At 68.8% G+C, this 12,143-nt stretch carries 10 protein-coding genes; 7 read left to right on the top strand and 3 right to left on the bottom strand.

All coding sequences use genetic code 11. The features are described 5' to 3' along the window. Positions 1–467 precede the first annotated feature (467 nt). Both aceE and ACWCRB_RS13925 read left to right on the top strand, forming a co-directional pair. Positions 468–3,200, top strand: a complete 2,733-nt coding sequence (gene aceE / locus ACWCRB_RS13930) for a pyruvate dehydrogenase (acetyl-transferring), homodimeric type (protein ID WP_450996249.1) — start codon at positions 468–470, stop codon at positions 3,198–3,200. A 125-nt stretch (positions 3,201–3,325) separates the two neighbouring features. Further along, positions 3,326–4,144, top strand: coding sequence for a potassium channel family protein (locus tag ACWCRB_RS13925; protein WP_450996248.1), 819 nt, complete (start codon positions 3,326–3,328; stop codon positions 4,142–4,144). Positions 4,145–4,252: 108 nt separating this feature from the next. Here ACWCRB_RS13925 and ACWCRB_RS13920 read toward each other — a convergent pair whose 3' ends face one another. Then, on the bottom strand, positions 4,253–5,872 hold the full coding sequence (locus tag ACWCRB_RS13920; protein WP_450996247.1) for an MFS transporter: 1,620 nt from the start codon (positions 5,870–5,872) through the stop codon (positions 4,253–4,255). A gap of 100 nt (positions 5,873–5,972) precedes the next feature. Between ACWCRB_RS13920 and ACWCRB_RS13915 the strand changes: the two genes are divergently transcribed. The 3 genes from ACWCRB_RS13915 (at position 5,973) to ACWCRB_RS13905 (ending at position 8,929) form a co-directional block, all read left to right on the top strand. Next, entirely contained in the window at positions 5,973–6,641 is a 669-nt protein-coding gene (locus tag ACWCRB_RS13915; protein ID WP_450996246.1) for a TetR family transcriptional regulator, read from the top strand. Positions 6,642–6,753: 112 nt separating this feature from the next. Continuing rightward, a complete protein-coding gene (locus ACWCRB_RS13910) occupies positions 6,754–7,998 on the top strand; it encodes an alpha/beta hydrolase (RefSeq protein ID WP_450996245.1) in 1,245 nt (414 codons plus the stop codon). Between the two features lie 67 nt (positions 7,999–8,065). Next, complete coding sequence (locus ACWCRB_RS13905) at positions 8,066–8,929, top strand: DUF4429 domain-containing protein (protein ID WP_450996244.1); 864 nt, start codon at positions 8,066–8,068, stop codon at positions 8,927–8,929. Between the two features lie 126 nt (positions 8,930–9,055). On the opposite strand, the gene ACWCRB_RS13900 is transcribed toward ACWCRB_RS13905, so the two are convergent. Continuing rightward, entirely contained in the window at positions 9,056–10,081 is a 1,026-nt protein-coding gene (locus tag ACWCRB_RS13900) for an aldo/keto reductase (RefSeq protein WP_450996243.1), read from the bottom strand. Then, complete coding sequence (locus ACWCRB_RS13895; protein WP_450996242.1) at positions 10,078–10,548, bottom strand: MerR family transcriptional regulator; 471 nt, start codon at positions 10,546–10,548, stop codon at positions 10,078–10,080. Before ACWCRB_RS13895 ends, ACWCRB_RS13900 begins: the two co-directional genes overlap by 4 nt. 95 nt (positions 10,549–10,643) lie before the next feature. Between ACWCRB_RS13895 and ACWCRB_RS13890 the strand changes: the two genes are divergently transcribed. Both ACWCRB_RS13890 and ACWCRB_RS13885 read left to right on the top strand, forming a co-directional pair. Next, positions 10,644–11,114: a GNAT family N-acetyltransferase gene (locus ACWCRB_RS13890; RefSeq protein WP_450996241.1), complete on the top strand. Its 471-nt coding sequence runs from the start codon at positions 10,644–10,646 to the stop codon at positions 11,112–11,114. Between the two features lie 19 nt (positions 11,115–11,133). Beyond that, positions 11,134–11,976, top strand: coding sequence for a serine hydrolase domain-containing protein (locus ACWCRB_RS13885; RefSeq protein ID WP_450996240.1), 843 nt, complete (start codon positions 11,134–11,136; stop codon positions 11,974–11,976). The last annotated feature ends 167 nt before the right edge of the window (positions 11,977–12,143 follow it).

The raw sequence follows: 12,143 nt of genomic DNA, 5'->3' as shown, positions 1-12,143 counted from the left end.
GATCATGTTCGAGAAATGTCCAGCCACGCGCGTGCGCGAAGCATTGGCCGTAGTCCACACGGGCGGGGCGGATCGCGCAAGTACCCGGCCGTTCAGACCGCCGAAACGGTGACGATCCTGGCGGTGTCGCCGCAACTTCACACAGCGGTTCCTGGGAACAAGTGACGCACAACACACCATTCTGCCCGCTTTGCGGTTTTGCTGCTCCCGAGTGACTCCCGAACCTCTCACACATACGTGCTAGATCCGAATCGCTTTACGGAACACGTCACGGACTGGGCGTATCGTTGCGATTTGGCTGCGACCACCCCGGCCCACACCCGGCCCAGACACCTCCTCCGGGGCTACCTCTGAGTAGAGGTGACGTACCCGGCCTCGGGGTACACGATGGGGACCAGTGCATTCGCAGCCCCAGGGCAGGCCCACAGCGTGCCCCGGAACAAGTCTCCCGAGAGCGAAGGAACAGCGTGGCTTCCGGATCAGATCGCAACCCGATCATCATTGGCGGCCTTCCGAGTCAGGTTCCTGACTTCGATCCCGAAGAAACCCAGGAGTGGCTCGACTCCCTCGACGCCGCGGTTGACGAACGCGGCCGGGAGCGGGCCCGCTATCTGATGCTGCGGCTGATCGAGCGGGCCCGCGAGAAGCGCGTGGCCGTGCCCGAGATGCGGAGCACGGACTACGTCAACACGATCGCGACGAAGGACGAGCCCTTCTTCCCCGGCAACGAGGAGATCGAGCGCCGCATCCTCAACGCGACCCGCTGGAACGCGGCCGTGATGGTCTCGCGCGCCCAGCGGCCCGGTATCGGCGTCGGCGGCCACATCGCGACCTTCGCCTCCTCCGCCTCCCTCTACGACGTGGGCTTCAACCACTTCTTCCGGGGCAAGGACGAGGGCGACGGCGGCGACCAGATCTTCTTCCAGGGGCACGCCTCCCCCGGTATCTACGCCCGCGCGTTCCTCCTCGACCGGCTCAGCGAGCAGCAGCTCGACGCGTTCCGCCAGGAGAAGTCGAAGGCGCCGTACGGCCTGTCCTCGTACCCGCACCCGCGGCTGATGCCGGACTTCTGGGAGTTCCCGACCGTCTCGATGGGCCTCGGCCCGCTCGGCGCGATCTTCCAGGCGCGGATGAACCGCTACATGGAGGCGCGCGGGATCGCGGACACCTCCAAGTCGCATGTGTGGGCGTTCCTCGGCGACGGCGAGATGGACGAGCCGGAGTCGCTCGGCCAGCTGTCGATCGCCGCCCGCGAGGGCCTCGACAACCTGACCTTCGTCGTCAACTGCAACCTCCAGCGGCTCGACGGCCCGGTGCGCGGCAACGGCAAGATCATCCAGGAGCTGGAGTCGCAGTTCCGGGGCGCCGGCTGGAACGTCGTCAAGCTGGTCTGGGACCGCAGCTGGGACCCGCTGCTCGCGCAGGACCGGGACGGCGTGCTCGTCAACAAGATGAACACCACCCCCGACGGACAGTTCCAGACGTACGCCACCGAGACGGGCGCGTACATCCGCGACCACTTCTTCGGCGACGACACCCGGCTGCGCGCGATGGTCGAGGGCATGACCGACGACCAGGTGCTGCACCTGGGGCGCGGTGGCCACGACCACCGGAAGATCTTCGCGGCGTTCGCGGCGGCCAAGGCGCACAAGGGCCAGCCGACCGTCATCCTCGCCAAGACCGTCAAGGGCTGGACACTCGGTCCCAACTTCGAGGGCCGCAACGCCACGCACCAGATGAAGAAGCTGACGGCGGCCGACCTCAAGGGCTTCCGCGACCGGCTGCACCTGCCGATCTCCGACAAGGAGCTGGAGGGCGGCGCGCCGCCGTACTTCCACCCGGGCCGGAACTCGGAAGAGATCCAGTACATGCACGACCGCCGCAAGTCGCTCGGCGGCTACGTCCCGACCCGCGTCGTCCGCGCCAAGCCACTGACGCTGCCCGAGGAAAAGACGTACGCGAGTGTGAAGAAAGGTTCGGGCCAGCAGTCGATCGCCACGACCATGGCGTTCGTCCGGCTGCTCAAGGACCTCATGCGGGACAAGGAGATCGGCAAGCGTTTCGTGCTGATCGCGCCGGACGAGTACCGCACGTTCGGCATGGACTCGTTCTTCCCGAGCGCGAAGATCTACAACCCGCTCGGCCAGCAGTACGAGGCCGTGGACCGCGAGCTGCTCCTCGCGTACAAGGAGTCGCCGACCGGTCAGATGCTGCACGACGGCATCTCGGAGGCCGGCTGCACGGCCTCGCTGATCGCGGCCGGCTCAGCCTACGCGACGCACGGCGAGCCGCTCATCCCGGTGTACGTCTTCTACTCGATGTTCGGTTTCCAGCGCACCGGCGACCAGTTCTGGCAGATGGCCGACCAGTTGGCGCGCGGTTTCGTCCTGGGCGCGACCGCAGGGCGTACGACTCTGACCGGCGAGGGTCTGCAGCACGCCGACGGCCACTCGCAGCTGCTCGCCTCGACGAACCCGGGCTGTGTGGCGTACGACCCGGCGTACTCGTACGAGATCGCGTACATCGTGCAGGACGGTCTGCGCCGGATGTACGGCCCGGACAGTGAGGACGTCTTCTACTACCTCACCGTCTACAACGAGCCGATCCAGCACCCGGCCGAGCCCGAGGACGTCGATGTCGACGGCATCCTCAAGGGCATCCACCGCGTGGGCCAGGGGACCTCGGGCACCATCCCGGCGCAGGTCATCGCGTCCGGTGTCGCGGTGCCGTGGGCGCTGGAGGCGCAGCGGATCCTCGCGGAGGACTGGAACGTACGGGCGGACGTCTGGTCGGCGACCTCCTGGAACGAGCTGCGGCGCGAGGCGGTCGCGGTGGAGCAGCACAATCTGCTGCACCCGGAGGAGGAGCAGCGGGTCCCCTATGTGACGCGGAAGTTGAGTGGCGCCGAGGGTCCGTTCGTGGCCGTTTCCGACTGGATGCGGTCTGTTCCTGACCAGATCTCTCGGTGGGTGCCGGGGACCTATCAGTCGCTCGGTGCGGATGGGTTCGGCTTCGCCGACACTCGTGGGGCGGCTCGGCGGTTCTTCCACATTGACGCGCAGTCGATCGTGGTGGGGGTGCTTACGGAGTTGGCTCGGGAGGGGAAGGTTGATCGGTCGGTGCTGAAGCAGGCGATCGATCGGTATCAGTTGCTGGATGTGGCGGCTGCTGACCCTGGTGCCGCGGGCGGCGACGCGTAGCGGTACTTCGGCTGCCGGTTCGTTGTGGCTGGTCGCGCAGTTCCCCGCGCCCCTGGAGGGGTGCCCCTTCGGGGCTTCCTCCAGGGGCGCTTCTGTACCGCTTTCGGGCCCTTAATATGCGCAGCATGAAGGAAGAGTCTGCGCAGGCTCGTTGGGAGGGGCGGACTCAGCGGCCTCTGATGGTGCTTGCTGTTGTGTTCGCCGTTGCCTATGCGGTGCCGATCGTGCACAGTCCCGCCGGGCGGACCGTGTCGGTCGCCTGCACGGTTGTGGAGTGGGGGGTGTGGGGTGCCTTCGCGGTCGACTACCTCGTGCGGGTCGCTCTTGCCGAGCGGCGGCGGGAGTACGTACGTCGGCACTGGCTGGACCTGTTCGCCGTGCTGCTGCCGCTGCTTCAGCCGCTGAGGCTGCTGCGGGTCGTATCCACGCTGCTGCTGGTGGGCCGGCGGGCCCAGATGGCGTCCCAGGTGCGGCTGACGACGTATGTCGGCGGGGCCGTGGTGGGGCTGCTGATGTTCGGTTCGCTGGCCGTGCTGTCGGTGGAGCGCGAGTCGCCGGACGGGAACATCCGAACGCTGGGCGACGCCCTGTGGTGGTCGTTCACGACGATGACGACCGTGGGGTACGGGGACCACGCGCCGACGACCGGAGTGGGCCGGGTGCTCGCGGTCGGGCTGATGCTGTCCGGGATCGCGCTGCTCGGTCTGGTCACCGCGAACATCGCCGCGTGGTTCATCTCCCGGTTCGAGATGGACGACGTGGAGGAACGGCGCCAGACGGCCGCGATCGCGGCGCTGACGGAGGAAGTACGGGCGCTGCGGGCCGAGGTGTCCGCCCTGTCCGACGGGCCCGTCGGCGCGCTGTCCCCCTCCGGCAGCGCGCCGCGGCCCGGCGGTCCTCCGTGTCGTACATGTCTTACGGACCATGCCGTGCGGAGGACTTGACTAACTGTGACCTGCCCCGAGTACCGAAGGGGAGGAATCTTTAGGGGAGTCACTCGGATAGGGGAATTCCCCGGCACAGGTCATAGATATATGCGCGAAATATGCGCCTCAGATGTGCGCCGCGCCCGCGCCCGCCTCCGCGTTCTCGCCGCGCTTCGTCAGAAGGGCGACCAGTACCGCCACCACTCCCACGCCGGCCGCGACCAGACAGGCCAGGCTCATGCCGGAGATGAAGGTGTCGTGGGCGACCTTCGTGATCTGGGCGGCGACCGTCTCCGGAGTGCCCGGTGCCACCGGGGGCACGCCGACCTGGACCGCTTCAGAGGCCTGCGCCTGCTGTTCGGGAGTGAGTTCCGGGAGGCCCGCGGCCGTCCAGTTGCCCGCGAGGTCGTTGTCGACCTTGGAGGCCATGACCGCGCCCAGGACCGCCGTACCGAGGCTGCCGCCGATCTGCATCGCCGCCTGCTGGAGGCCGCCGGCCACACCGGACAGCTCCATCGGGGCGTTGCCGACGATGACCTCCGTCGCGCCGACCATGACCGGGGCGAGGCCGAAGCCGAGCATGGCGAACCAGAGCGACATGATGCCGCTGCCGGTGTCCGTCTCCAGCGTGGACATGCCGAACATGGCGATCGCGACGCACGCCATACCGCCCGCGAGCGGGATGCGCGGGCCGGTCTTGCTGATCATCGCGCCGGCCAGCGGAGAGCCGACGATCATCATCCCGGTGAGCGGGAGCAGATGCAGGCCCGCGTCGATCGGGCTCATACCGTGCACGTTCTGCAGGTAGAAGGTGACGAAGAAGAGGCCGCCCATGAAGGCGATGGCCATGAGGACCATCAGCACCACACCCGCCGACAGCGGGACCGAACGGAACAGGTTGAGCGGGATCAGCGGCTCCTTGACCCTCTGCTCCCAGAAGGCGAAGAGCCCGAAGCCCGCCACCGAGGCGACCAGGAACAGCCAGGTCTTGCCGTCGCCCCAGCCCCACTCCGGAGCCTTGATGAGCGCCCACACCAGGCAGAACATCGCGCCGGAGAGCAGGGCGATACCGAGGACGTCGAAGGAGCGCGGGGCGTTCTCCGCGCGGTGGTCGACCAGGATCACCAGGCCGATGACGAGGGCCAGGATGCCCACCGGCACGTTGATGAAGAACACGGACTGCCAGCTGACGTGCTCGACGAGCAGTCCGCCGAGGATCGGGCCGCCCGCGGTGGAGGCACCGATGACCATGCCCCAGATGCCGATGGCCATGTTCAGCTTCTCGGCGGGGAAGGTGGCCCGCAGCAGACCGAGCGCGGCCGGCATCAGCAGCGCGCCGAACAGCCCCTGGAACACCCGGAAGACGACCACCAGGGCGATACTGCTGGACAGCCCGATGGCCGCCGACGAGGCGGCGAAGCCGACGATGCCGATGAGGAAGGTCTGCCGGTGCCCGAACCGGTCGCCGAGCTTGCCCGCGGTGATCAGCGTGACCGCGAGCGCGAGGAAGTAGCCGTTGGTGATCCACTGGACGTCCGCGAAACTCGCGCCCAGGTCCTTCTGGATGGCCGGGTTGGCGATCGCCACGATGGTGCCGTCGAGGGCCACCATCATGACCCCGACGGCCACGGATATCAGGGTCAGCCACGGATGGCCGCGCAGCCCCTTGGCAGGCGTGGGGTCCGAGGGAGAGACAGGTGCCTTGTCCCCCGGACCGGTCGTCTCGATGGTGGTCTGACTAGTCATGCGATCGAGGCTAATGACAGCCACTGACAATTGACAAACCAGTTCACAAGTCGGTAACTGACACGTCACTCCCCGAGTAGAACGAAGAGGCCTGATCGTCATGAGCGCTGCCGAGACCCAGCTGGGTCCGGGGTCCGGCCCCGGCCTGCGCGAGCGCAAGAAGCAGCGCACCAGGGACGCGCTGGTGCGCGCCGCCCTCGTCCTGTTCACCAGCAAGGGGTACGAGCACACGACCGTCGACGAGATCGCCGAGGCCGTCGAGGTCTCGCAGCGCACCTTCTTCCGCTACTTCGCCGGCAAGGAGGACGCCGCCTTCGCCGTGCACCGCATCGCGGAGGAGCAGTTCATCCGGGCGGTGCGCGAACGCCCGCCGCACGAGGCCCCGTTGGAGGCGTTGCGGCAGGCCGTGCTGGAGGGCTGGCACACCATCAACGAGGCCGTGGAGTCCGTCGTACCGGCGGAGTTGCAGATGCGCATGTACTACGTGATCGAGTCGACGCCGGTACTCCTCGCCGCGCACATGCGCCGCTCCACCGAGATGGAGGAGGCGGTGGCGCGGGTGGTCGCCGAGCGCGAGGGTGTCGACGTGGACGGCGATCTCCGGCCGCGGGTCGTCACGGCTCTGTTCAGCGGGCTGATGCGGCTGACCGAACGGCGGTGGGGCGCCGGCTCGGACATGAGCGTGGCGGCGATGCGCGAGCTGACCAGCACCTACCTCGACGCGATGGGGCCGGCACTGGCGGGGAACTGGCGTCCGGAAGGGTCGTGACGCCCCGTACGGAAGCGCGTACATAGCGCCATACCCGCCGAGGGTTATCGAAACGTGATCCCCGTCACTCGGTTAACGCGAGACCCTCTCGTTCTCCTAGTGTGTCCTTTCAGTGACTTCCTTCGACACCTCCCCGCAACTGAACGTCTGGCGCGCACTGCTCGCGCTGGCCGTGGTCTTCGTGATGCTCGCGACGACCGGCTGGACCGCGGTCCGCAGCCATCGGACGCCCTCGCCGCTCCAGGCGTCGCTCTCCGCGTGGGAGCACGGACGGATCGGCGGCCACGCGCTGCCCGACCCGGACGGGACACCCGGACGGCTGGCCCGGTTCTTCGCCTCGCTCACCGTCCACCAGCGCGACCGGCTCGTCCGCCGCTATCCGCTGGCGGTCGGCAACATGAACGGCGCGCCCGCCGAACTGCGCTACCGCGCCAACCGCATCGCGCTGCACACGGCCCGCGAGACGGAGCGCGTGCGCATGCACGACAACCGACTCTCGGCCGTCGGCCAGCACGAGGCGGGGCGCCGGATGAACCGCTACGACGACCTGCTGGCGAAGGGCCGCCAGATCCTGGCCTTCGACCCCGAGGGCAACGGCCGGGTCGCCGAGGTCTTCGGCGACCTCGACAAGGCACAGCGCGTCTCGGTCGTGGTCCCCGGTGTCGACACCGACCTCCTCACCTTCCAGCGCACCAACCGCGAGTACTCGGCGCCCGTCGGGATGGCGTCGGCGCTGTACCGCGCGGAGTGGGAGGCGAGCCCCACGACCCGTACGGCCGTGATCGCCTGGGCCGACTACACCGCGCCCAACGGGCTCGGCATGGACGCGGCGACGGCGATGCGCGCCAACTCCGGTGCGCTGCGGCTGAACGCGCTGGTGCGCGGACTGCCCGGCCGGGCGCCGGTCGCGCTGTACTGCCACAGCTACGGCTCGGTGGTCTGCGGGGTCGCCGCGCACGCGCTGCCGAGCCGGGTGACCGACATCGCGGTGGCCGGCAGCCCCGGTATGCGGGTCGAGAACGCGGCTCAGCTGCACACCTCGGCCCGGGTGTGGGCGATGCGGGACGCCGACGACTGGATCCAGGACGTGCCGTATCTGGAGGTCGGCGGCCTCGGGCACGGCGCCGACCCGGTGTCGTCGGGATTCGGCTCGCGGGTGCTGTCCGCGCGGGGCGCGAAGGGACACGGCGGCTATTTCGAGCCGGGTACGGAGAGTCTGCACAACTTCGCCGAGATCGGCGTCGGCGCGTTCGGCGCCGTGCGGTGCGCTCGGCGGGATCAGAACGATCAGCAGAACCGCAAGGATGACGTGTGTCTGAAGGGTTTGTCCGACGGGGCGACGGCCGGACGCGCGTAGAGGACGCAGAAATCACGGTGTGCCCGGGGAGGGGACTATGAAGCTCTTGCCGCATACGATGAGCCGCATGGGTGACGTACTGGCCGGATTTCATGCCGCCTGGGAGTTCGAGTCCGACTCCGTGCTCATCCGCTTCGAACGGGGAATCCGCACGCCGAAGCTGTTTCAGGCGCTCGGCGAACGCCGTATCCCGCTGGAAGCGATCGCGGGTGTCACGCTGACCCCGGGCAAGCGCGGAACGGTGGTTCTGCGCGCCGAGCCCCGGCCGGGCGCCGACCCGTTGATGGAGGCGGCCGACGGCCAGCTGAAGGAGGGCTGCGACCCGTACCGGCTGGTGCTGCCGGCCGAGCGGGAGACGCTCGCCGAGTACTACGCGGACGAACTGCGGGCCCGGGTGGGCGAGATCGGCGGTGCGGACAAGGAACCTGCTGAAAGGTTCCTGGTGGCCGCGCCCGAGGTGCCGCGGGCGTTCAAGGCGTACGACGCGAAGGCGTCCTTCGACGGGCGCGCGGTGTCGTTCCGGTGGTTCTGGACGGGCGCGTCGTCGGCGAAGTGGAAAGCCGGCGACCAGACGTTTCCGGTCGCCGACCTGATGGGCGTGGAGTGGCGGTCGCCCGAGGTGTTCGAGGGATATCTGCGACTGCTTCGACGTGACGGGTCGGCTGTCGCGCCGGCCGTCGATCAGGATCCCGCGTCGGTGGTGTTCGGGCTGGGGTACGGGCCTGTGCATGAGTCGTTGCCGTTTGCGGCGGCGGTGTTGGCGGGGGTTCGCTCCGCGGGTGGGGCGGGGGTGGTTCAGGTGAGTTCTGGGCGGCGGGATCCGGGGGATGTTGCTGAACGGATTCGGCACCTGGGGGAGTTGCACGAGGCTGGGTTGGTGACGGATGAGGAGTTTTCGTTGAAGAAGGCTGAGTTGTTGGCGGAGTTGTAGCCCTGTAGCCCGCCTATGGGGGTGGGGGTTCTGTGCGTTGGCGGGTGCCGGTTCGTTGTGGCTTGTCGCGCAGTTCCCCGCGCCCCTGGGTGGGGCAGGTCCACGGCCCTTGGAACGAACTGGTGTCTACTCCCTGCCTGCTGACGCGAAGCGCATGTCCGGGTAGCGGGTGCCTGCCACCTTGGCCGCGATCTGGTCCAGTAGGGCCATGTCCTGCTCCCCGAGCACAATCCGTGTCGCTGCCGCGTTCTCCTCGATCCTTGTCCTCCTGCGGGTGCCTGGGATGGGGATGACCGGGAGGTTGTGGACCGTGGACTGTTGTTGGACCCAGGCCAGGGCGATCTGGCCCACCGAGGCTTCGTGGGACTCGGCCACGGTTCGGATGGGGGTCAGGAGGGCCGCGTTCGTTGCGGCGTTGGGGCCCGTGAAGCGGGGCTGGGTGCGGCGGTAGTCGCCCTCTGTGAGTTCCTGGTCGGCGTTGGTGAAGGAGCCGGTCAGGAAGCCTCGGCCCAGTGGGGAGTACGGGACCAGGGTGACGCCCAGTTCGCGGGCCGCCGGGACGACCGATGCCTCGATGTCACGGCTGAACAGGGACCACTCCGACTGGACGGCGGCGATCGGGTGCACGGACTGGGCCGCGCGCAGTTCGGCGCCCGTGACCTCGCTCAGGCCCAGCTGCTTGACCTTGCCCTGGCGGACCAGTTCGGCCATCACGCCGACGGTCTCCTCGATGGGGATGTTCACATCGCGCCGGTGCATGTAGTAGAGGTCGATGACGTCGAGGTCGAGGTTCTTGAGGCTGGCCTCGACCGCCTGGCGGATGTAGGCCGGGTCGTTGCGGATGATCCGTGGGCCCGTGACGCCGGCCGGCATCGCCAGGGCGAACTTCGTCGCTACGACGACCTCGTCGCGGTGGGCGTTGAAGAACGGGGAGAGGAAGCGTTCGTTCTCGCCGTCGCCGTAGGCGTCCGCGGTGTCGTAGAGGGTCACGCCCAGTTCGAGGGCGCGTTCGAGCGTGGCGCGGGCCTCGTCGGCGTCCGTGGGGCCGTACGCGATGCTCATGCCCATGCAGCCGAGGCCCTGTACGCCGACCTCGGGGCCGCCGGCGCCGAGCGGGGCGGTGGTGAGCTTGTTGGTGTCGTCGTTCGTCATCGGGCACTCTCCACCTGTCGGGCGAGACCCGCGTCGAGGTCCGCCTCCGCGTAGAAGCTGATCTTCCGGTCCAGTACCGCGAGCGTGTCCTGGAGTTCGGCGATGCGGTCCAGGACCGCCCGGCGGGTCGATTCGAGCAGCTCGAACCGCTCGCCGTACGTCTGGTCGCCCTCGCGCACCAGTTCGGCGTACCGCACCATGTCGGCGACCGGCATCCCGGTCAGCCGGAGCTTGCCGACCAGGTCGAGCCAGTCGAGGTCGCGGTTGCGGTAGCGGCGCTGGCCGGTGTGGGAACGGTCGATGTGCGGCATCAGCCCGATGCGTTCGTACCAGCGCAGGGTGTGCGCGGTCAGCCCGGTGAAGAGGACGACCTCGCTGATCGTGTAGAGGTCCTGTCCGTCCGGGCGCCGCTCGGGCGCCCTGTTCGTGGTGGGCTCTGTGGACTCCGTGGTCTCCAGCACCGTCATGGCCCCTACGCTAAAACCTTGGAGTGCACTCCAAGCAAGCGGATACCGCGATATTGCGGAGACTTGGCCGGACCCGGCTCATTACCGTACGGATCATGACTCTCGTACGCCGTGCCACACCCCATGATGCCGAAGAGCTGCTGCGGCTGCGCCAGGTGATGATCGACTCGATGCTCGGGGCGAACACCGACGCGGGCTGGCAGTCCGACTCCCTGGCCACCGTGAGCGCGAGACTCGCCGATCCGGACGGGGGCTTCGCAGCGTTCGTCGTCGACCGCCCGGAGCGGCCCGGGTCGCTGGCGGCGCTGGTCGTGGGGACCGTCGAGTACCGGATCGGGCGTGCGGGCAATCCGCACGGGCGGGTCGGGTACGTGTTCAGCGTCGCGACCGATCCGGACGCGCGGCGGCGGGGGTATGCGCGGGCGTGCATGGAGGCACTGGTGGAGTGGTTCCGGGAGGAGGGCGTCGGGCAGATCGATCTCACCGCGTCCGCCGATGCGGAGCCGCTGTATGCGTCGCTGGGATTCACCCGCCAACCGGACCCCTTCATGCGGCTGCGGTTGTGAGGCTCCTATTCTCGGCGGTATGTCGTCGGAATCGCTGGAATCGCTGAAGTCGCTCGCGTCGATCGAGAACTGGCCCGTGCCCACCGCCGCCGCGGCCGTCGTACGGGCGGACGGTGCCGTTCTGGGCTCCCACGGCCCCCTCGACCACCGGTTCCCGCTCGCCTCGGTCACCAAGCCGCTCGCCGCGTACGCCGTCCTTGTCGCGTACGAGGAGGGCGCCATCGAACTCGACGAGCCGGCCGGACCGCCCGGATCCACGGTCCGCCACCTCTTGGCGCACACGTCGGGGCTCGCCTTCGACGAGCACCGTGTGACGGCTCCGCCCGGGGAGCGGCGGCTGTACTCCAACGCCGGGTTCGAGGTGCTGGGGGATCATGTGGCGAAGGCTGCGGAGATGCCGTTCGCGGAGTATGTGCGGCAGGCGGTGCTGGAGCCGTTGGGGATGGGGGCGACGGGGGTGGAGGGGTCGCCGGCCAAGGACGGGGTCTCGACCGTCGGGGATCTGGTGCGGTTCGTGGCGGAGGTGCAGGCGCCTCGGTTGCTGGATGCGCGGACGGTGGCTGAGGCGATGTCCGTGCAGTACCCGGGGACGAAGGGGGTCCTTCCCGGGTACGGGCACCAGAACCCGAACGACTGGGGGCTGGGGTTCGAGATCCGGGGCGTGAAGTCGCCGCACTGGACGGGGAGTTCGTCGTCGGCGCGGACGTTCGGCCACTTCGGGCAGTCGGGGACGTTTCTGTGGATCGACCCGGAGGCTGGGGTGGGGTGCGTGGCGCTGACCGATCGGGCGTTCGGGGCGTGGGCGGTGGAGGTGTGGCCGGGGTTCACGGATCGGGTGCTGGCGGAGGTACGGGGCGGCTGAGGCAGGGTGTTTTTTCGCCCCCGCCGCCCCTACCCGTCCCATCCCTGGGGGCTGCGCCCCCAGACCCCCCTTTCGGCCTGAACGGCCTCGTCCTCAATCGCCGGACGGGCTGGAGGGTGGTGGCGGCCGTCGGGTGGGTGGGAAGGTCGCGCCGGACGGGCTGACAT

The organism is Streptomyces sp. NPDC002156, assembly GCF_053593675.1.
The sequence above is the reverse complement of the archived record's forward strand: the minus strand, read 5'-3'. Positions and strand labels throughout refer to the sequence as shown.